This window comes from Pseudomonas sp. BN606 (genome assembly GCF_029873115.1).
Lineage (GTDB): Bacteria > Pseudomonadota > Gammaproteobacteria > Pseudomonadales > Pseudomonadaceae > Metapseudomonas.
Genome location: NZ_SSOF01000026.1, coordinates 46,988 through 65,432 on the forward strand (window position 1 = coordinate 46,988; position 18,445 = coordinate 65,432).

Genomic DNA, 18,445 nt, shown 5'->3' on the forward strand with positions numbered 1-18,445 from the left:
CGCTAATCACTGCTCCTCGATATCCAGCAGCAGATTCTCGATTACCTCGCGGTACTCCCCAGGCTGTTCCCACAATCCTCGCTGCTGCGCTTCCACCAGGCGTTCGGCGATGTCGCGCAGGGCTTCAGGGTTGTGCTGGCGAATGAACTCGCGGGTCTCCTCGTCCAGCAGGTAGGCGTCGGCCAGCAGTTGGTACTGATGGTCGTCCACCAGTTCGCTGGTGGCGTCGAAGGCGAAGAGGTAATCCACGGTCGCCGCCAGTTCGAAGGCGCCCTTGTAGCCGTGGCGTTTCATGCCTGCGATCCACTTTGGATTGGCCGCGCGGGAGCGGACCACGCGCGCCAGTTCTTCCTTGAGCGAGCGGATGCGCGGCAGATCTGGCTGGCTGTGGTCGCCGTGGTAGCTGGCGACCTTGTCGCCACGCAGGGTTTCGGCGGCGGCAAGCATGCCGCCCTGGAACTGGTAGTAGTCGTTGGAGTCGAGGATGTCGTGCTCGCGGTTGTCCTGGTTCTGCAGCACGGCCTGCAACCCTTGCAGCCGCTGGGCGAAGCGTTCCCGCGCCGGAGTGCCGGCATCCTGGGCGCCGTAGGCGTAACCACCCCAATTGAGGTAGACCTCGGCCAGTTCGGCGCGGTCCTGCCACTGGCGTTCTTCTATGGCGCCCTGCACGCCGGCACCGTAGGCGCCGGGCTGGGCGCCGAATACACGCCAGCCGGCCTGCAGGCGTGCGCTCTCGGCGCTGATGCCTTCGGAAGCGAGGCGCTCGCTTTCCTGTTTGACTCGGGCGGCGAGGGGGTTCATCTCTTCGGGTTCGTCGAGTCCGGCCACCGCCTGCACGGCAGCGTCGAACAGGCGGATGAGGTTGGCGAAGGCATCACGGAAGAAGCCCGACACCCGCAGCGTCACATCCACCCGTGGGCGGTCGAGCAGGGACAGCGGCAGGATTTCGAAGTCTTCCACCCGCTGGCTGCCGGACTGCCATACCGGACGCACACCCATCAACGCCAGCGCCTGGGCGATGTCATCCCCCCCGGTGCGCATGGTCGCGGTTCCCCAGACGGAAATGCCAAGCTGGCGCAGGTGATCGCCGTGGTCCTGCAGGTGGCGTTCCAGCAGCAGGTTGGCGGACTGGAAGCCCAGGCGCCAGGCAGTGGGCGTGGGCAGATTGCGCACGTCCACCGTGAAGAAATTGCGTCCCGTGGGCAGCACGTCGAGGCGTCCGCGACTGGGCGCGCCACTTGGGCCGGGCGGGACAAAACGACCTGCCAGGGCGGAAAGCACACCGCCGATCTCGGCACTCCCGCAGGCATCCAGGGTGGGGGCGATCTCAGCGTGCAGGTTGTAGATAACCGCATCGCTGGTGGCGCCGATGGAGCCGAAGTCCGTGGTCTCGATCAACCGCAGCGCCAGCAGTTCCAAGCGTTCGCGCGTATCGCCATTGCTGCGCCAGGGCTCATCGCTGACGGCGTCCAGCACCGCTGGGCGCGGGCCTTCCCAGGGTTCCGCCCAGTTGAGGTCGAGCGGGTCGTGGCCCAGTTGCAGGTCGTTGGCGAGGGCGCGAAGCAGGCTGGCGTTGGTGCCCCTGCCGTCACCGCGCGGAATGCGCACCAGGGACAGCAGCGTGTCGTTGCGCAGGCGCCCGGTCGGAGATTCGCCGAAGACGTGGAGGCCGTCGCGAATCTGCGATTCCTTGAGGTCGCAGAGGTAGGCGTCCAGTTGCGGCAACCAGCTTTCCGGGTCGTCGTTGATGATCAGGTTCAGCTCGCGGTCCAGGGCGGTGGCCTTCACCAGTTCGAGAATCTCCCCACGCAGCTGCACGGCCCGGCGCGGGTCCAGCAGCGAGGCGTCGTAGTACTCGTCGGCCAGACGTTCCAGGTCGCGCAGGGGACCGTAGTTTTCGGCGCGGGTCAGGGGCGGCATCAGGTGATCGATGATCACCGCCTGGGCGCGGCGCTTGGCCTGGGCACCTTCGCCCGGATCGTTGACGATGAACGGGTAGATGTTCGGCAGCGGCCCCATCACCGCGTCAGGCCAGCACTCGGCGGACAGGCCGACTCCCTTGCCCGGCAGCCATTCCAGGTTTCCATGCTTGCCGACGTGGATCAGCGCATCGGCGGTGAATACTTCGCGCAACCAGAAGTAGAAGGCGAGATAACCGTGAGGCGGTACCAGGTCGGCGTCGTGGTAAATGGCCGCGGGGTCGAGTTGGTAACCGCGCGCCGGCTGGATACCGACGAAGGCGAGGCCGAAGCGCAGGCCGGCGATCATCATGCGGCCGCTGCGGAACATCGGGTCCTGCTGCGGCTCGCCCCAGCGTTCAATGACTGCGCGTTGATTGGCTTCGGGTAGCCGTGCGAAGCAGTCGAGGTAGTCGGAGAGGGCCAGGCTCTGGGCGCAGGGGCGCGCATCGAGGCTGTCCAGGTCGTTGCTGACGCCGCCGAGCAGGCTGTGGATAAGCGCAGTACCGCTCTCTGGCAGCCCAGCCAGCGGATAGCCTTCGGACTCCAGCGCACGAAGGATGTTAAGCGCGGCAGCGGGCGTATCCAGACCCACACCGTTGCCAATACGGCCATCGCGGGTGGGGTAGTTGGCGAGGATCAGCGCCACACGCTTGTCGGCATTGACCTTGCGCGAAAGCGCGCACCAGCGTCTTCCCAGCTCGGCTACGAAGTCCATGCGCTCGGTGTGCGGCAGGTAGCAGACCACGTCGCTCTGGCTGCGCTCGCTGCGCCAGGCCATGCCCTTGAAACTGATGGGCCGGGTGATGATGCGGCCGTCCAGCTCCGGCAGGGCGATGTGCATGGCCAGGTCGCGCGGGCCGAGGCCTTGCGGGTTTTCCCGCCAGAGGGGTTCGTTGTCCAGCGAGCAGATGGCCTGCAGCACTGGGATGTCTCGGCGGAAGGGACGCAGGCTGGGGGCGTCCGGGTTGGATTGGGCGAACCCCGTGGTGTTGATGATCAGCGCGGCAGCTGCGGCGTCCAGCCAGTTTTCCACAGCCTCCAGGCACTCGGCTTCCTTGAGGCTGGCGACGGCGATGGGAAGGGGATTCAGGCCACGGGCAGCCAGGCGCTCACAGAAGGCGTCGATGAAGGCGGTATTCGCGGCCTGCAAGTGGGTGCGATAGAAAAGCAGGGCGGCCACGGGCTGGTCTGGTTGCCATTCGGCCTGCCAATCCGCCAGTTGCGCCGGGCGAACGCGCGGGTGGTAGAGGGCGACGCGTGGAAGAACCTGTGGCTCGGTCCAGGGGTAGTCGCGCCCCAGCCAATTGCCGGCCAGGCAATTGAACAACTGCCGGGCGTTGTCCAGGCCGCCCTGGCGCAGGTACTGCCAGAGGCGTTCGGCATCTTTCGACGGGACCGTGCACAGGCTGGCCAGCTCCGGATCGGGACGGTCATCGCCGGGCACCAGTATCAGCTTGGCACCGCGTTCGGCCAGCGCCACGAGTTGCTCGATGCCGTAGCGCCAGTAACCCACGCCGCCATGCACCGAGATGAGGATGACCTTGGCGTGCTGCAGCACCTCGTCGACATAGAGGTCCACCGAGGCGTGGTTCTGCAGCTGCATGGGGTTGGCCAGGCGCAGGCTCGGGTAGTCGTCGGGCAATTCGCGGGAGGCTTCGGCCAAAAGCGCCAGGTGCGAGTCGCCGCTGCAGAGGATCACCAGTTCGGCGGGCGTCTGGGCCAGGTGGGCGATGCCATCGTCAGGGACGAAGCCGCCGGGTTGGGTGCGCAGGAGGTGCATTTACTCCCCTCTCTCTCTGGGAGAGGGGGCGGGGGTGAGGGCTGTCTCCGAGCGCTGGGGGCTTCCCTCACCCCAGCCCTCTCCCAGTGGGAGAGGGGGCAGGACGTGCTTCACGCGAGCGCCGTGCGTAGCTCGTTGGCGATCACCGCCTGATCCAGCTCCTGTCCGATCACTACCAGGCGCGTGCCACGGGTTTCGTCGGTCAGCCATTTGCGGTCGAAGTGCTTGTCGAAGCGTTTGCCAACGCCCTGGACCAGCAGGCGCATCGGTTTGCCGGGGATGGCGGCGAAGCCCTTGATACGCAGGACGGAATGGCGCTCCACCAGTTGGCCGAGGGCGGCGATCAGAGCCGTTTCCTCGACTTCCGGGAGGTCGACGTGGAAGGAGTCGAACTCGTCATGGTCGTGGTCTTCATGACCTTCGTGGTCGTGGTGGGTGGGGCGGCTGTCGATGTGCAACTCAGCCTCGGCGTTCAGCCCCAGCAGAACATCGAGGGGTAGCTTGCCGGAGTTGGCTTCGACGATCTTCACCGCCGGCGGCAGCTCCTCGGCCACTTCAGCACGCACGGCGGCCAAGGCCTCAGCGTCGAGCAGGTCGGCCTTGTTCAGCACCACCAGGTCGGCGCTGGCGAGCTGGTCTTCGAACAGCTCATGCAAGGGAGATTCGTGGTCGAGGTTGGGGTCCTGCTTGCGTTGTTCGTCTACCTGCTCGGGGTGCGCGGCGAAAGTGCCGGCGGCCACGGCCGGGCTGTCGACCACGGTGATTACTGCGTCGACGGTGCAGGCGTTGCGGATTTCCGGCCACTGGAAGGCCTGGACCAACGGCTTGGGCAGCGCCAGGCCGGAGGTTTCGATGAGGATCTGGTCGAGGTCGCCACGGCGTGCCACCAGTTCGCGCATCACCGGGAAGAATTCCTCCTGCACAGTGCAGCAGAGGCAGCCGTTGGCCAGTTCGAAGACGCGGCCTGCGGCCTCTTCCTCGGTGCAGCCGATGGAGCACTGCTTGAGGATTTCGCCGTCGATGCCCAGCTCGCCGAACTCATTGACGATCACCGCGATTCGGCGACCTTCCGCGTTGTCCAGCATGTGGCGCAGGAGGGTGGTCTTACCAGCGCCGAGGAAGCCGGTAACGATGGTGACGGGGAGCTTGGCCAGGGTTTTCATGCGCGCCTCTACGTGGTCGGTCGGCGGGCATGACGAACGCAGCGGGACTCGTCCCGCGCAACGGATTCGCCACCGGATCACCCCGCCCGGTTGTCTGAAATTTCGTCGAGGCAGGTCTCCTGGCTTACGACCCTGCGCCAGCGGGCTGTTGAAAGCTGCTGGGCGGCACCTTCGCCTTCCCGCTTGCGCAGTGGCGTTTCGAAGGGCCTTGGGACGTTCACAGTTGCGGGGGCAGCCGTGGCCTTGACCACGTTCCCTCTTAGCTCCGGCGCCTCGGCCGGAGAACCTCGAAAGGGCGAAGGCTACGCAGCGCCCGAGCAGCGGTCAATTGCGGCAGTTGACGCTTGGTCGGACTCGTGATGTCCTAGCACGGTTTTTTCAGGTGCCTTGCGTCGCCGTACGCGAGGTGAAACGGGAAGTCGGTGCGTCCATTTTCGGACTAGTCCGACGCTGCCCCCGCAACGGTAAGCGACCGTAGGGTTAAGTACGCCACTGTGCCGACAAGGCATGGGAAGGCATGCCCATCCTGCCCCTGGCAGGCGTCGTGAGCCCGGAGACCGGCCTGATCACGTTTTGGCAACCCGCGGTGGGCGGGCGCAAGCCGGAAACCTGGGTGCGCCTGCGCCCGCTTCCCTCGCGCGCGTTCCTCTGCCGGTATCGTTAGCAACGCAGAGGGAACCTCCATGTCCAGCCGTACCCTGTCTCATTCCGCCGCTTCCTCCTCGACCCTGACCCAACGTCTTGTACTGGCCATCGGCGCCAGTCTGGTCGGCCTGTCCCTGGTGTATTTCGCCGGCTTCTCGCATATCGAAGCTGTGCACAACGCCGCTCACGACACCCGCCACAGTGCCGCCTTCCCCTGCCATTGAGTGATTCACGGATGATCAAGCGCATTGCCCAGACCGCCGGTTTCGCCGGCCTGATCGCCGCCCTGGTGCTGACCCTGCTACAGAGCCTGTGGGTCACTCCGCTGATTCTCCAGGCGGAAACCTATGAAAACGCCGAACCCGCCACCCAGGAGGAGCAGGCGCACGACCATGAGCACGGCGGCGCGGCCGTCGCTCACACCCACGAGCACAGCGACGAGGCCTGGGCCCCGGAAGATGGCTGGCAACGGACCCTGTCGACCGGTGGCAGCAACCTGGTGGTGGCTGTGGGCTTCGCCCTGATCCTTGCCGGATTGTTCAGTCTGCGCGGGCCGAGTCGTGCCTGGCATGGCCTGCTCTGGGGGCTTGGCGGGTTCGCCACCTTTGCGCTCGCACCGTCCCTCGGCCTGCCGCCGGAATTGCCGGGTACCGCCGCTGCCGATCTGGCCCACCGTCAGGCCTGGTGGATTGGTACCGCTGCCTCCACTGCCGCTGGCCTCGCCCTGATCGCCTTTGGCCGTCACTGGGCGTTGCGCGTGGCAGGTATCGTGTTTCTCGTGATCCCGCATGTTGTCGGTGCGCCGCAGCCCGAAGTGCATGCCAGCCTGGCACCTGAAGCGCTGGAGCAGGAGTTCATCGCTGCGTCGCTGATCACCAATGCCGCATTCTGGGCGGTGCTCGGCTGGGCTGCCGCTTGGCTGTACCAGCGTCACGCATCGCCCTCCGCTTGAAACTGGTCGCCGGACTGGGCTGCCGGCGCGGCTGTCCGCCGGGTGAGTTGCAGGGCCTGCTGATGCAGTGCCTTGCCGAGGCCAGTGTCTCTCTCGATCAGGTGGTCGCCCTGGCTACCAGCGAGGCAAAATCCGCAGAGCCGGGGCTGGTCGCCCTGGCCGAGCGACTGGGGCTGCCGCTGCATGGCCTGCCGATGGATGTTCTTGCCGCCTTTGAAGGTCGGCTGAACCAGCCATCAGAGCGGGTTCGAGACGCCGTCGGCAGCCCCGGAGTGGCCGAAGCCGCGGCGCTGGCCCAGGCTGAAATCCTCTTTGGCCGCCGCGTCACCCTGCTCATCGACAAACGCCGCAGCGCCAGCGCTACCTGTGCGTTGGCCTGTATCCATCAGGAGGCCGGACGGCCATGACGGTCTACTTCATCGGCGCCGGCCCCGGCGATCCGGAGCTCATCACGGTCAAGGGACAGCGGCTGATCCGCTCCTGTCCGGTAATTCTCTACGCAGGGTCGCTGGTGCCCGAAGCGGTGCTGGCAGGCCACAGCGCGGATCTGGTGGTGAACACCGCCGAACTGCATCTGGATGAAATTGTCGCCCTGCTGGCGCAAGCCCATGCCCAGGGCCGGGATGTGGCGCGGGTGCATTCCGGTGATCCATCGTTGTATGGGGCCATTGGCGAGCAGATTCGTCATCTGCGCGAGCGTGGCATTCCCTTTGAGGTGGTGCCGGGCGTGACAGCCACCGCTGCTTGCGCAGCGCTGCTGGGGTGCGAGCTGACCTTGCCGGAGGTGTCCCAGACGCTGATTCTCACCCGCTACGCCAGCAAGACGCGGATGCCGGAGGGTGAAGCGCTGGCAGACCTGGCCCGGCATCGCGCCACCATGGCCATTCACCTCGGGGTGAGCCAGTTGGCGAAGATTGTCGAAGAATTGCTGCCGCACTACGGCGTCGCCTGCCCGATCGCGGTGATCCATCGCGCCAGCTGGCCGGATCAGGAGCAGGTCACCGGTACCCTGGGTGACATAGTGCCCAAGGTGGCGGCACGGGATTTCCGTCGCACCGCATTGATCCTGGTGGGCGAGGTGTTGGCCGCCGAAGGCTTCGCCGACTCTTCCCTGTATCGGGCCGACCACGCTCATCTCTACCGCCCAGGCAAGGCGCAACCGCCACGCGGCTAGTGACGTACGCCAGTGAAACCCGCAGAATGCGGCTCTTATGCGGCGGGGAATATGCCCGCCCACTCCCTATAACCGGCTTTAAGCGACCTCTTTCTCTATGCGAATGCGCTTGATGCTGTTGGGTGGCGGCAATTCACTCGGACAGGCGCTGATTCGCCTGGGAGCCGAGGAAGACATAGGTTTTCTCGCTCCGCGTCCGCCCGAACAGGGTTGGGATGCCGCCAGCCTGACCCAGCTGCTCGATGACACCCGGCCCGACGCCGTGATCAACCTCGCCTACTACTTCGATTGGTTCCAGGCCGACGAAGTCAGCGACGTGCGCCTGGCCGCCCAGGAGCGCGGCGTGGAGCGCCTTGCCGAACTCTCCCAGCATCACGGAATCATTCTGCTGCAGCCTTCCAGCTATCGGGTGTTCGACGGTTCGCGCGCGACCGCTTACAGCGAAAAGGACGAGACCGTGCCGCTCAGTGAACGCGGTAAGGCCATCTGGCGGATGGAGCAGAGTGTCCGTGCCGCCTGCCCCAAGCACGTGCTGCTGCGTTTTGGCTGGTTGCTGGACGACAGCCGCGATGGTTCATTGGGCCGTTTCCTCAGTCGTGCGGAGCAGGCCGACGAAATTTGCCTGGCCGACGACCGTCGCGGCAATCCGACCCCTGTGGATGATGCAGCCCGTGTGCTGCTTGCAGTGATCAAGCAACTGGACTGCCAGGCGCCGCTCTGGGGGACCTATCACTATGGGGGGCACGAGGCCACCACTCCGCTGGCGCTGGGCCAGGCGCTGCTCAGTGAGGCTCGCAGCCTGCATCCGCTGAAGGTGCAGGACATCACGCCGCAGGCCCACGCCGCTCGCCCCGATGCAGGGGACGAGCCGCAGAACGCAGTGCTGGCCTGCAAGAAAATCCTCCATACCTTCGGCATCAAGCCGCGCGCCTGGCGTGCTGCCCTGCCAAACCTGCTGGACCGCTACTATCGCCATGTCTGAATCCCCCATCCTCATTACCGGCGGCGCTGGCTTCATCGGCTCGCACCTGGCAGATGCGCTGCTCGCCAGGGGGCACGCCGTGCGCGTGCTGGACAATCTGTCCACCGGCAAACGGGCCAATCTGGCGCTGGACAACCCGCGACTGGAACTGATCGAAGGCGACGTTGCCGACGCCGCGCTGGTGGCGAAGGCAATGTCGGGCTGCAAGGCGGTCGCGCATCTGGCGGCGGTCGCTTCGGTCCAGGCCTCGGTGGATGATCCGGTGGCAACGCACCAGAGCAATCTGATCGGCACCCTGAACGTCTGCGAAGCCATGCGTGCTAGTGGCGTGAAACGGGTGATCTTCGCCTCCAGCGCGGCTGTCTACGGCCAGAACGGCGAAGGCACGGCCATCGACGAAGACACGCCGAAGTCGCCGCTGACACCTTATGCGGCTGACAAGCTGGCGAGCGAGCATTACCTGGACTTCTACCGCCGGCAGCATGGGCTGGAGCCTGGGGTGTTTCGCTTCTTCAATATCTTCGGCCCGCGCCAGGACCCATCGTCGCCTTATTCGGGTGTGATCAGTATCTTCACCGAGCGCGCTCTGGCTGGATTGCCGATCACCGTGTTCGGAGATGGCGAGCAGACTCGCGACTTCGTCTATGTCGGCGACCTGGTGCAAGTGCTGGTGCAGGCGCTGGAAGCAGAGTGGCTGGAGGTCGGACCGGTGAACGTGGGCCTGAATCGGGCGACCAGCCTCAACGAGTTGCTCGCCGCTATCGGCGAAGTGCTGGGTGATCTGCCGCCAGTGACTCATGCCGATGCGCGCGCCGGGGATATCCGTCACTCGCGGGCGAACAATGCTCGCCTGCTGCTGCGCTATGACTTTCCGGTCTCGACTCCGTTGCGCGAGGGCGTTGCGCGCCTGCTGGGGCGCTGAGCGACTGCTCTATGCGGTGCCCGTGGGGAGGTTCGTGTGACCGAACTAAACCACGGGTATAAAAAAGGCGCCCGAAGGCGCCTATAGCGGTAGTGTCCGTCCCCCAGGATTTTCCCGCTCAGAACTTGTAGCCGACACCAACCATGTAGACCCACGGGTCCACGTCCACATCGACCTTGACCTTGCCCACACCGGCCAGATCGGTGCTGGCTTGAGTGTCGATATCGATGTACCAGACTGCAGCGTTGAGCAGGATGTTGTCGGTCAGCATGTAGTCCATGCCCACCTGCGCAGCCAGACCCCAGGAGTTGTCCAGGTCCAGGTTGCTGAAGCCCTGGCTCTTGCGCTGGCTAGTCAGGCTTTCGTCGAAGAACAAGGTGTAGTTGAGGCCAGCCCCGACATAGGGTTGGAACGCCGAGTTGGGATCCAGCGGGTAGTACTGGAGGCTCAGGGTCGGCGGCAGGTGCTTGATATCAGCCAGTTTGCCGTCCAGAGCACCGCCAAGACCTTTCACGCCGACTTCATGCTGAAAAGGAGTGGCGGCCAACAGTTCGAGGCCTACGTGGTCGGTGAGCATGTAAGTGCCGGTCAGGCCCAACTGGGTATCGCTGTCCAGGGTGGCTTTTGTACCGCCTACCTTGGTGCCGGCGAGCGACAGATTGGAGCTGTCTTCGTTCGGGTCGACGGTGGCGGCGCCGGCACGGATGATCACATCGCCGGCCTTGTGGGCCAGGGCCAGGGGCGATGCGACGGCAAGGGCGAGCAGGGAGGCGGTGAGTAGCAGCTTGCGCATTAAAGGCTCCAATGAATTCTACAAGTGTTGGGCTGGAGCCAGTTTCTTTAATTAGGACGCTTCGTATCTTGATCCAGAGCAAGGTCTCTCAGGTTGGACGTCAAAGGCCCGGTCACGCCAAGCCTTCGTGTTTGGAACGTCAGTTGCTGGGGGACTCGTAGGGATAGATCTTGCTCGCGTCCATCTGGTAACCCGCCTCGGCCAGGTCGCTGCTGCTGGCTTTCACCTGCAGCGGACCCTCGATCCAGAAGGGTTGGTAGAGGGCATCCATCAATACGCCGAGCTCGCTCTTCACATGGACGATCTGGTTCGACGGCGGCGGAGGAACATGGATGCAGGCACCGAAGTAGGGCACCAGGAGGAACTCCGTAACGCGGCCTTCTTCCGTGACATCCAGCGGCACGATGTAACCCGGCAATTTCACTTCCTGGCCGTCCAGCGCCTGGACCACCGGAGCTGCCGGTGACTGTTGCGAGGCTGCCGGACCGGCCTCCGCCTGGAGTGCATCCGAGAGCTGCGAAAGATCGTGGATGGGCGCCGGAGGTGCAGGTGGCGGCGCGCCTTCCGGAATCATTTCGGCCCAGGTGAGTTCGCGTGCCTCGCTGGCCCAGAGCGGGGAAGAAAGCGTCAACAACAGGGCCAGCAGGATGCGCGTCATGAAAGTCTCACAGGCGAATGGACAGACCGTCGGCCAGCGACTGCCGATAGGCACGCCAGGCTGGCACTACACCCATCAGTAGGGCAGCGGCCAGAATAGCGCCGAGCAGCGTCCACTCATAGGGGCTGGGCAAGGCGAGAGGCAGGAAGAGGCCGTAGGTGGCCTGGACGTAGCCTTGGCTGAGCGCTATGCCCAGATAGAGCAGGCCCACCCCCAGCACCGCACCCGCCATGGCCAGGGCGAAGGCTTCCAGCACCAGCAGGCTAGCGATGTGCCAGGGCCGCGCGCCTACCGAGCGGAGAATGGCCATTTCCCGGCGACGCTCGTTGAGGCTGGTGAGGATGGCCGTGAGCATGCCGATCAGCCCGGTCAGCACGACGAACAGCGAGACTACGAAAAGCGCCTTCTCCGCCGTCCCCATCAGGCTCCAGAGCTCCTGCAGGGCGACGCCCGGAAGAATCGCCAGCAACGGTTCGCCCCGGTACTCATTGATCTGCCGTTGCAACGCGAAGGTGGCAATCTTGCTGTTGAGACCAAGGAGGAAGGCGGTTATGGCCTTCGGTTGCAGGTCCATGGCGCGCGCCTGATCAGCGCTGACCTTGCCCGCGCCGCGTGCGGGTACACCGTTCTGCCAGTCGACGTGCAGTGCCTCCATGCCGGCCAGGGAAATGTGCAACGTGCGGTCAACAGGAGTGCCGGTGCGAGCGAGGATACCAATCACGGTAAAGGGCTTGTCATCATGCTGCACCAGGCTGACGGTGCTGACGCCGTGGGCCAGCACCAGTTTGTCACCTAGCTTGTAGTGCAGGGCTTCGGCCACTTCGGCGCCCAATACCACCTCGAACATGTCGGCGAAGGGCTTGCCCTCGGCCAGTTGCAAGGGCTGTCCGCGGCCGTAGCGATAGTGATCGAAGTAGGCAGCGCTGGTGCCCATCACGCGGAATCCGCGATGCGAATCACCGAGGGAAATGGGGATGGCCCACTTCACCCGTTTGTCCTGGCTGATGGCTTCGAAGCTTTCCCAGCGGATGTTGTTGGTAGCATTGCCGATACGGAAGACGGAATAGAGCAGCAGGTTCACCGAACCGGATCGGGCACCGACGATCAGGTCGGTGCCGCTGATGGTGCTGGCGAAACTGGCGCGTGCCTCCGTGCGCACGCGCTCGACCGCCAGCAACAGACAGACCGAGAGGGCGATGGCGAAGACCGTCAGCAGCGCGGTGAATCGGCGGTTGGCGAGGCTGGCCAGGGCCAGGCGCAGCAGATACATCTCAATCCTCCTCGATGCGCGCGGCATGGTTCAGATCCGCCAGCGACAGGCTACGGTCGAACAGTGCAGCCAGGCTCTGGTCGTGACTGACGAACAGCAGGCTGGAGCCGGCTTCACGGCATTCGGCGAACAGCAGCTGCAGGAAGGCCTCGCGGGCGTCGGCGTCCAGGGCCGAGGTCGGCTCGTCGGCGATCACCAATTCCGGCTGGCCGATCAGCGCGCGAGCGGCCGCTACCCGTTGTTGCTGGCCGATTGACAGCGCGTCGGCACGGCGTTGCAGCAGTTCTTCCTTCAGGCCGAGATGGCGCAGCAGGGTTGCTGCCGCCGCATCGACGCTTCCGTGTCGCTGGCGGGCTCGTTCGGAACGCAAGCGTGAGAAGCGGCAGGGCAATTCGACGTTTTCCCGCACTGACAGGAAGGGCAGCAGGTTGAATTGCTGAAAGATGTAACCGGTGTGATCCACGCGGAAGTGATCGCGAGCGCTGGCGGAGAGCGAGGCCAGATCCTGACCGAGCAGGCGAATGCTGCCACGGCCGGGCTTCTGCACGCCGCCGAGCAGACCCAGCAGGGTGGTCTTGCCGCTGCCGCTGGGACCTTTGAGGAAGAGACTCTCACCGCGTTTCAGATGGAATTCGGGGATGTCCAGCAGTTCCGGGTGGCCGGGCCAGGCAAAGCCCAGCCCATGGAGTTCGATCAGTGTCTGGCTCATGGGAATCCAGCCGGGTTGCCCCGGCTGTTTCTGCGAAGGGTTAGAAGCTCAGGCTGGCGTTGCTGGCGCTGAGTTCCGCGCCTTGCTGGCCGTTGGGGCCGATCAGTTGTACCTGAATTTTCAGGGTGGCGGGAAAGCGCTTGAACAGCCCGGCCAGATCCAGGGCCTTCAATTCGTCGGGCTTTGCGCATTCGAACTGGTAATGGGCGTGAACTTCACTGTGTTCGTGGTCATGGCCTTCGGCATGTTCGTCATGGTGCTCGTCAGCGCCGAAGAGTGGACTTTCCAGTTCCTGGGATTTGACCTTGCAGCCTGCCGTTGCGGGGAGGGCGAAGAGCGTCAGGGGTTTTTCCAGTTCTGCACGGGCGGCAGCCACCTTGGCCTTGTCGGCATCGCTCTTCGCTTCATGCTCGAAGCCCACCAGGTTCATGGCCGGGCTTTCCAGTTCCAGTTCCAGGGTCTTGCCGTCCAGCACAGCATTCAGCTGCGCCACACCGTGTTCGTGGGCGCCGAGGCTGCCGTGTTCGTGATCATGGTCGTGCTCGTGGCCCTGGACAACGGCCAAAGGCAACAGGGCGAAGGGCAGGGCAAGCAGCAGGCTGCGCATGAAGGATCTCCGGGGCGGGACGAAAATTCGCGTTACGTTATAACAAATGTAGGCGGCCCGCCAACACCATGGGAGCATTGCGCATTCGTTTCTGGAGGAGTTGGACATGCTGCGAATTCGCGGACAGATCGGTGATTGGCCGGTAGATCTGACGATTGAAATGGACGCTGAGGACTGGGACCAACTGGCCAGTCGCCTGACGCCCGAGGTCGCGGTCCAGGCTCCGGCCGCGCCCAAGGCTCCGAACACACCGCGCAGTGATGCACTTTGGGATACCGCCCAGCAATTGCTGCGCGATGCCGGGCAAATGGAAGGTCCTCGCCTGTTGGCGGAACTGGAAGCCCTGGCCGGCGGTACTGCCGCGGGCAAGCGCCTGTTGGTGCGCTTGCGCCATTGCGAGCAGGTGCATATGGAAGCGGGAGAGGACGCGCCCCTATATATCTGGAGGGGCTGAGGAACTGTGGGAGCGATTTCAACCGCGAATGAATTCGCTCCCACAGAAAAGGGCTGGCCCGGAACCCTGTCAGTAGATCGCGTTGTACAGCTTGCGGCGATAGGTGGTGACCAGCGGATGGTCGTTACCCAGCAGGTCGAACACTTGCAGCAGGGTCTTGTGGGGCAGGCCGTTCTCGAAGCCACGGTTACGCACGAACAGCTTGAGCAGGCTGTCCAGCGCCGGCTCGTATTGCTGGCGGGAGAGTTGCTGGACCGCCAGCTGGTACACCGCTTCGTCATCACCGGCATCCTGCGCGAGGCGCGACTTCAGGTCGGCCACTTCAGGCAGGTCGGCTGCCTGGCGCAGGAATGTCAGTTGGGCGCGGGCGCCCGCGAGTGATTGCTTGTGCTCGTCGCTCTTCACGGCATTGAGCACGGTTTCCGCTTCACCCAGTTCACCGCGTTCGGCCAGGCAGCGGGCATAGAGGATCAGGCCGGCGGCATTGGTGTTGTCTTCGGTGAGCAGTTGCTTGAGCAGATTCTCGGCTTCGCTGATGCGGCCTTCGCTGAACGAGGCCTGGGCAGCGTCCAGCAGGTTGCCCTGCGGCGTGGCCGGGATCTGTACGTGGGGTTCGAGCATGGCGCGGATAGCCGATTCCGGCTGGGCGCCGGCAAAGCCGTCCACCGGCTGGCCGTCCTTGAACAGCACCACGGTGGGCAGGCTGCGGATGCCGAAGCGCATCACGATGTCCTGCTCGATATCGCAGTTCACTTTGGCCAGCAGCAGTTCACCCTGGTAGGACTCGGCGATCTGTGCCAGTAGTGGCATCAGCGCCTTGCAGGGCGCGCACCAGTCAGCCCAGAAATCCACCAGCACGGGCTTGTGGAAGGAGTTCTGGATCACCGCCTGGTCGAAATCGGCACCGGTGGTATCGAAGATGTAGGGAATGTCGCTCATCTGGGCACTCGAAGGCACGAAGGAATGGGCGAATCATAAGGCCGCCGACGGGGGATGAATATGCCCCGTACGAGCGAGGTGTTCTCCCGCCGGTCGGTCTGCTGCCTGTAGGGGCGAATTCATTCGCCAAGCGCCCCGCAGGGGCGCCCCAACTCCGAGCTGTACCGGGACGATTCCTTGCCCGGCCGCAGCATCATGAGGGACCCCTAGCGCCCCCCCCACAACATGTCTCCCTCGCCAAGGTGCTCTGTCTCAGCGAATCGCGTGATACAGGCTCACATTGCGAAATTCCGCCGGCTCGGCCAGGTCCGGCCAAGTGCAGGCGTCCAGCACGGCAAGGCGGGTATAGAGCGGGTGCTGGAAATCGCGTACCCGCGAGTCGGCCACCAGGGCTTGGCGACCGCGGGTAAGGAAGTGGTCGAGTAGTGGCAGGTTGGCGCGGTCGTAGAGCACGTCGGCGACGATGATCAGGTCGAAGCGGTCTTGTTCCTGGAAAAAGTCCGCCGAATAGCTCAGCTGCACACCGTTGAGCTCGGCATTGGCGCGACAGGCTTCCAACGCCAGTGGGTCGAGATCACAGGCCACCACTTCAGCAGCGCCGGCCTTGGCCGCGGCAATGGCGGCCACGCCCGAGCCAGCGCCGAAGTCCAGCACGCGTTTGCCGGCGACCCATTCCGGCTTCTCGGCCAGCCAGCGCGCCAGGGCGAGGCCGCTGGCCCAGCAGAAGCACCAGTAGGGTGGCTCTTCGAGGATGCGTCGGGTTTCTTCGGGGCTGAAGGCGCGGTCCATGTTGTTGGCATCGATCAGCCAGAGCCTGATATCGGTTCCCGGCAGGGTTTCCGCGCTGAGGCTGGCGTCGCCCAGCAGTTGGACCAGTGCCTGTTGCAGTGCTGCCGGGGCGCTCATGGTGCTGGAACCATCTGCAACGGTCCGAGGGACTGGCTTTCAGGCTGCAGGATCCGGCGAGGTTGCAGTTTCAGGATCAGTTGTCCCGACAGGCTCGCGCGCCCACGCAGCTCCACGCGCTCACCTCGGGGAAAGTATTCCGGGTTGAACAGCAGGCGGAAGGGCAGCGGGCCGCCATTGCCGTTCAGCACCAGGTTGCCGAGCAGGCGTTGCGGGCGGTCGCGCGAATCGATCGATATCAGCGCCAGCTCCACCTCGCTGCCCGCGGGCGGCGCCTGCAGCACGCCGCTGAGTTCACGCATGTGTGCAGGCGTGGCCTCAACCTTGGGTTGCTGTGCCGGAGTGGGTAATTCCGGGGCGGGCTCTTCGCTGGCACACGCCGCTAGCAGCGCGGCCAGGAGCAGGGGAAGGAGTGGGCGCATCTGGAATTCCTGATCTGTATGCGCGGGCCTTATAGCGCAAAGCCGTCGGCTTGTCTTGCCCCGGGGATGCGCTACCATGGTCCCCCTTTTCTGCAGATGCTCCTCGAACGCCATGCATTGTCCTTTCTGCGGCGCCCACGACACCAAGGTCATCGATTCGCGGCTGGTCGCAGAAGGCGATCAGGTGCGTCGTCGTCGCGAGTGCCTGGCTTGCGAAGAACGCTTCACTACCTTCGAGACCGCCGAGCTGGTCATGCCCCGCCTGATCAAGCAGGACGGCAGTCGCCAGCCCTTCGACGAAGAGAAGCTGCGCGCCGGCATGCAGCGGGCACTGGAGAAGCGTCCGGTGAGCATCGAACGTCTCGAGGCGGCCATCGCCCATATCAAGCACAAGTTGCGCGCCACCGGCGAGCGCGAGGTGAAATCTCGGGTACTGGGCGAACTGGTGATGGTCGAGTTGCAGAAGCTCGATGAAGTCGCCTACATCCGTTTCGCTTCGGTCTATCGCCGCTTCCAGGATCTCAACGAGTTCCGCGAGGAAATCGAGCGCCTGGCCCGCGAGCCCTCGAAAGACTGATGGCCACCAGCGATCAGGCCTACATGGCCCGCGCCCTGGAGCTGGCGCGCAAGGGCATCTACTCAACCCATCCCAATCCGCGCGTCGGTTGCGTCATCGTTCGTGATGGCGAGGTCGTCGGTGAAGGCTGGCACGTCCGCGCCGGTGAGCCCCATGCCGAAGTCCATGCCCTGCGCCAGGCCGGCGATCTGGCCCGTGGCGCCACTGCCTACGTCACTCTCGAACCTTGCAGCCATCACGGCCGCACGCCGCCGTGCGCCGATGCGCTGGTGGCAGCCGGAGTCGGGCGCGTGGTTGCCGCCATGCAGGACCCAAATCCCCAGGTCGCCGGCCGCGGCCTGCAACGTCTGGCAGATGCGGGCATCGCCGTGGAGAGCGGCGTGCTGGAGGCTGAAGCGCGTGCACTGAATGCCGGCTTCATCAAGCGGATGGAACAGGGGTTGCCCTTCGTCAGGGTCAAGCTCGCCATGAGCCTTGATGGCCGCACCGCCATGGCCAGTGGCGAAAGCCAGTGGATTACCGGTCCGGCGGCCCGCTCGGCGGTGCAGCGCTTGCGTGCCCGCGCCAGCGTCGTGTTGACCGGCGCTGACACCGTGCTTACCGATGCTGCACGCCTGACCGTACGTGCCGACGAATTGGGTCTGGACGCTGAGCTCACTGCGCTGGCCGTCAGTCGCCCGCCGCTGCGGGTGCTGGTGGACGGGCGCCTGCGGGTGCCGCTGTCAGTACCTTTCTTCCAGGCCGGCCCGACACTGGTGGCGACCGCCCGCGCGGGCGCCCAGGATGGTTACCCGGGCCACGAGCTGCTGGTGTTGCCGGGTGGCGATGGCCATGTCGATCTGCGCCGACTGTTGCAGGAGCTGGCCAACCGGGGTGTCAACGAGGTCCTGGTGGAAGCCGGCCCTAGCCTTGCAGGGGCCTTTGCCCGTGCCGGACTGGTGGATGAGTACCAGATTTTCATCGCCGCCAAGTTCCTGGGTTCCAGCGCCCGCCCGCTGCTTGACTGGCCGCTGGCACGTATGGCCGAGGCCCAGGAATTGAAGATCGTGGAAATGCGCGCCGTAGGCGACGACTGGCGAGTCATCGCGGTGCCTCGCTCTACTGCCTGATTTCCCCGCCGCCAACATGGCCGAACAGGCCGATGCAAGTTCGTTACGACTGTGATAAAACGCCTGCCAGCCAGTTCGATGCTGGCTGAAACGTTCTCAGGGCGGGGTGCAAGTCCCCACCGGCGGTAATTGCGTGCCAAGCGCATAGCCCGCGAGCGCTCGTCCATGGCGAGGTCAGCAGACCCGGTTAGATTCCGGGGCCGACGGTAATAGTCCGGATGAAGAGAGAACGGGATTGCCTGCCTGGGCCAGCGTACGTCCGTGCCAGTGCCCGTCAGATCCCTTTCGATCCGATACGCCCTGTTTTTCACGAAACAGGAGTTACATCGATGTCATATGCAACAACCCAGATCCTTCCGGCGCCGGCGGCTTGCCTGCGCGCGGGCGAGGGGTGGGCGCCTATAATGCGTCTTTCACCGGCT

General features: G+C 64.7%; 19 protein-coding genes and 3 riboswitches. Of the genes, 9 read left to right on the forward strand and 10 right to left on the reverse strand.

Going from position 1 to position 18,445, the window contains the following annotated elements:
* Window positions 1–6: 6 nt before the first annotated feature.
* Both cobN and cobW read right to left on the reverse strand, forming a co-directional pair.
* Entirely contained in the window at window positions 7–3,741 is a 3,735-nt protein-coding gene (cobN, locus tag E8E75_RS01205; protein ID WP_153918417.1) for a cobaltochelatase subunit CobN, read from the reverse strand.
* Between the two features lie 110 nt (window positions 3,742–3,851).
* On the reverse strand, window positions 3,852–4,904 hold the full coding sequence (cobW, locus tag E8E75_RS01210; RefSeq protein WP_120653252.1) for a cobalamin biosynthesis protein CobW: 1,053 nt from the start codon (window positions 4,902–4,904) through the stop codon (window positions 3,852–3,854).
* Between the two features lie 91 nt (window positions 4,905–4,995).
* Window positions 4,996–5,209, reverse strand: a riboswitch (cobalamin riboswitch).
* A 58-nt stretch (window positions 5,210–5,267) separates the two neighbouring features.
* A riboswitch (cobalamin riboswitch) is annotated at window positions 5,268–5,485 on the forward strand.
* A 102-nt stretch (window positions 5,486–5,587) separates the two neighbouring features.
* Here cobW and E8E75_RS01215 point away from each other — a divergent pair.
* The 6 genes from E8E75_RS01215 to E8E75_RS01240 all read left to right on the forward strand — a co-directional run bounded on the left by E8E75_RS01215 (window position 5,588) and on the right by E8E75_RS01240 (window position 9,579).
* Window positions 5,588–5,773 (forward strand): CbtB-domain containing protein, encoded by a 186-nt coding sequence (locus E8E75_RS01215; RefSeq protein WP_120653251.1) that lies wholly within the window; start codon window positions 5,588–5,590, stop codon window positions 5,771–5,773.
* An 11-nt stretch (window positions 5,774–5,784) separates the two neighbouring features.
* The gene (locus E8E75_RS01220) at window positions 5,785–6,501 is read left to right on the forward strand and encodes a CbtA family protein (RefSeq protein ID WP_153918419.1); all 717 of its coding nucleotides are present in this window, start codon (window positions 5,785–5,787) and stop codon (window positions 6,499–6,501) included.
* Entirely contained in the window at window positions 6,498–6,908 is a 411-nt protein-coding gene (locus tag E8E75_RS01225; RefSeq protein WP_120653249.1) for a cobalamin biosynthesis protein, read from the forward strand. Before E8E75_RS01220 ends, E8E75_RS01225 begins: the two co-directional genes overlap by 4 nt.
* On the forward strand, window positions 6,905–7,675 hold the full coding sequence (gene cobM, locus E8E75_RS01230) for a precorrin-4 C(11)-methyltransferase (RefSeq protein ID WP_120653248.1): 771 nt from the start codon (window positions 6,905–6,907) through the stop codon (window positions 7,673–7,675). Before E8E75_RS01225 ends, cobM begins: the two co-directional genes overlap by 4 nt.
* Window positions 7,676–7,772: 97 nt before the next feature.
* Window positions 7,773–8,657: a sugar nucleotide-binding protein gene (locus tag E8E75_RS01235; RefSeq protein ID WP_120653247.1), complete on the forward strand. Its 885-nt coding sequence runs from the start codon at window positions 7,773–7,775 to the stop codon at window positions 8,655–8,657.
* Complete coding sequence (locus tag E8E75_RS01240) at window positions 8,650–9,579, forward strand: NAD-dependent epimerase/dehydratase family protein (protein WP_120653246.1); 930 nt, start codon at window positions 8,650–8,652, stop codon at window positions 9,577–9,579. Before E8E75_RS01235 ends, E8E75_RS01240 begins: the two co-directional genes overlap by 8 nt.
* A gap of 118 nt (window positions 9,580–9,697) precedes the next feature.
* On the opposite strand, the gene E8E75_RS01245 is transcribed toward E8E75_RS01240, so the two are convergent.
* The 5 genes from E8E75_RS01245 to E8E75_RS01265 all read right to left on the reverse strand — a co-directional run bounded on the left by E8E75_RS01245 (window position 9,698) and on the right by E8E75_RS01265 (window position 13,616).
* Window positions 9,698–10,372 (reverse strand): OmpW family outer membrane protein, encoded by a 675-nt coding sequence (locus E8E75_RS01245; RefSeq protein WP_120653245.1) that lies wholly within the window; start codon window positions 10,370–10,372, stop codon window positions 9,698–9,700.
* A gap of 139 nt (window positions 10,373–10,511) precedes the next feature.
* Window positions 10,512–11,030, reverse strand: a complete 519-nt coding sequence (locus E8E75_RS01250; protein WP_120653244.1) for a DUF3299 domain-containing protein — start codon at window positions 11,028–11,030, stop codon at window positions 10,512–10,514.
* Window positions 11,031–11,037: 7 nt separating this feature from the next.
* The gene (locus tag E8E75_RS01255; RefSeq protein ID WP_120653243.1) at window positions 11,038–12,300 is read right to left on the reverse strand and encodes an ABC transporter permease; all 1,263 of its coding nucleotides are present in this window, start codon (window positions 12,298–12,300) and stop codon (window positions 11,038–11,040) included.
* A gap of 1 nt (window position 12,301) precedes the next feature.
* Entirely contained in the window at window positions 12,302–13,009 is a 708-nt protein-coding gene (locus E8E75_RS01260) for an ABC transporter ATP-binding protein (RefSeq protein WP_120653242.1), read from the reverse strand.
* Window positions 13,010–13,049: 40 nt separating this feature from the next.
* Window positions 13,050–13,616 (reverse strand): DUF2796 domain-containing protein, encoded by a 567-nt coding sequence (locus E8E75_RS01265; protein ID WP_120653241.1) that lies wholly within the window; start codon window positions 13,614–13,616, stop codon window positions 13,050–13,052.
* 106 nt (window positions 13,617–13,722) lie between these two features.
* Between E8E75_RS01265 and E8E75_RS01270 the strand changes: the two genes are divergently transcribed.
* Entirely contained in the window at window positions 13,723–14,070 is a 348-nt protein-coding gene (locus E8E75_RS01270; RefSeq protein ID WP_120653240.1) for a hypothetical protein, read from the forward strand.
* 69 nt (window positions 14,071–14,139) lie between these two features.
* Here the strand turns inward: E8E75_RS01270 and trxA are convergent, their stop codons facing one another.
* The 3 genes from trxA to E8E75_RS01285 all read right to left on the reverse strand — a co-directional run bounded on the left by trxA (window position 14,140) and on the right by E8E75_RS01285 (window position 16,337).
* Complete coding sequence (gene trxA / locus E8E75_RS01275; RefSeq protein ID WP_120653239.1) at window positions 14,140–15,009, reverse strand: thioredoxin; 870 nt, start codon at window positions 15,007–15,009, stop codon at window positions 14,140–14,142.
* 252 nt (window positions 15,010–15,261) lie between these two features.
* Entirely contained in the window at window positions 15,262–15,915 is a 654-nt protein-coding gene (locus tag E8E75_RS01280) for a 50S ribosomal protein L11 methyltransferase (protein WP_120653238.1), read from the reverse strand.
* The gene (locus E8E75_RS01285) at window positions 15,912–16,337 is read right to left on the reverse strand and encodes a YbaY family lipoprotein (RefSeq protein ID WP_153918421.1); all 426 of its coding nucleotides are present in this window, start codon (window positions 16,335–16,337) and stop codon (window positions 15,912–15,914) included. Before E8E75_RS01285 ends, E8E75_RS01280 begins: the two co-directional genes overlap by 4 nt.
* A 112-nt stretch (window positions 16,338–16,449) precedes the next feature.
* Between E8E75_RS01285 and nrdR the strand changes: the two genes are divergently transcribed.
* Together nrdR and ribD are read left to right on the forward strand one after the other, a co-directional pair.
* Entirely contained in the window at window positions 16,450–16,914 is a 465-nt protein-coding gene (gene nrdR / locus E8E75_RS01290; protein ID WP_120653236.1) for a transcriptional regulator NrdR, read from the forward strand.
* Window positions 16,914–18,023 (forward strand): bifunctional diaminohydroxyphosphoribosylaminopyrimidine deaminase/5-amino-6-(5-phosphoribosylamino)uracil reductase RibD, encoded by a 1,110-nt coding sequence (gene ribD / locus E8E75_RS01295; RefSeq protein ID WP_153918422.1) that lies wholly within the window; start codon window positions 16,914–16,916, stop codon window positions 18,021–18,023. The genes nrdR and ribD overlap by 1 nt, the downstream gene beginning before the upstream one ends.
* 88 nt (window positions 18,024–18,111) lie before the next feature.
* Window positions 18,112–18,258: riboswitch (FMN riboswitch) on the forward strand.
* Window positions 18,259–18,445: the final 187 nt, after the last annotated feature.

What these genes read in the sequence shown, in the direction of transcription:
- E8E75_RS01220 (WP_153918419.1), top strand. Translation starts at nt 5,785, where the DNA reads ATGATCAAGCGCATTGCCCAGACCGCCGGTTTCGCCGGCCTGATCGCC.
- E8E75_RS01270 (WP_120653240.1), top strand. Translation starts at nt 13,723, where the DNA reads ATGCTGCGAATTCGCGGACAGATCGGTGATTGGCCGGTAGATCTGACG.
- E8E75_RS01215 (WP_120653251.1), top strand. Translation starts at nt 5,588, where the DNA reads ATGTCCAGCCGTACCCTGTCTCATTCCGCCGCTTCCTCCTCGACCCTG.
- E8E75_RS01235 (WP_120653247.1), top strand. Translation starts at nt 7,773, where the DNA reads ATGCGAATGCGCTTGATGCTGTTGGGTGGCGGCAATTCACTCGGACAG.
- nrdR (WP_120653236.1), top strand. Translation starts at nt 16,450, where the DNA reads ATGCATTGTCCTTTCTGCGGCGCCCACGACACCAAGGTCATCGATTCG.
- E8E75_RS01260 (WP_120653242.1), bottom strand. Translation starts at nt 13,009, where the DNA reads ATGAGCCAGACACTGATCGAACTCCATGGGCTGGGCTTTGCCTGGCCC.
- trxA (WP_120653239.1), bottom strand. Translation starts at nt 15,009, where the DNA reads ATGAGCGACATTCCCTACATCTTCGATACCACCGGTGCCGATTTCGAC.
- E8E75_RS01240 (WP_120653246.1), top strand. Translation starts at nt 8,650, where the DNA reads ATGTCTGAATCCCCCATCCTCATTACCGGCGGCGCTGGCTTCATCGGC.
- E8E75_RS01280 (WP_120653238.1), bottom strand. Translation starts at nt 15,915, where the DNA reads ATGAGCGCCCCGGCAGCACTGCAACAGGCACTGGTCCAACTGCTGGGC.
- E8E75_RS01255 (WP_120653243.1), bottom strand. Translation starts at nt 12,300, where the DNA reads ATGTATCTGCTGCGCCTGGCCCTGGCCAGCCTCGCCAACCGCCGATTC.
- cobW (WP_120653252.1), bottom strand. Translation starts at nt 4,904, where the DNA reads ATGAAAACCCTGGCCAAGCTCCCCGTCACCATCGTTACCGGCTTCCTC.
- E8E75_RS01285 (WP_153918421.1), bottom strand. Translation starts at nt 16,337, where the DNA reads ATGCGCCCACTCCTTCCCCTGCTCCTGGCCGCGCTGCTAGCGGCGTGT.
- E8E75_RS01265 (WP_120653241.1), bottom strand. Translation starts at nt 13,616, where the DNA reads ATGCGCAGCCTGCTGCTTGCCCTGCCCTTCGCCCTGTTGCCTTTGGCC.
- cobN (WP_153918417.1), bottom strand. Translation starts at nt 3,741, where the DNA reads ATGCACCTCCTGCGCACCCAACCCGGCGGCTTCGTCCCTGACGATGGC.
- cobM (WP_120653248.1), top strand. Translation starts at nt 6,905, where the DNA reads ATGACGGTCTACTTCATCGGCGCCGGCCCCGGCGATCCGGAGCTCATC.
- E8E75_RS01245 (WP_120653245.1), bottom strand. Translation starts at nt 10,372, where the DNA reads ATGCGCAAGCTGCTACTCACCGCCTCCCTGCTCGCCCTTGCCGTCGCA.
- E8E75_RS01250 (WP_120653244.1), bottom strand. Translation starts at nt 11,030, where the DNA reads ATGACGCGCATCCTGCTGGCCCTGTTGTTGACGCTTTCTTCCCCGCTC.
- ribD (WP_153918422.1), top strand. Translation starts at nt 16,914, where the DNA reads ATGGCCACCAGCGATCAGGCCTACATGGCCCGCGCCCTGGAGCTGGCG.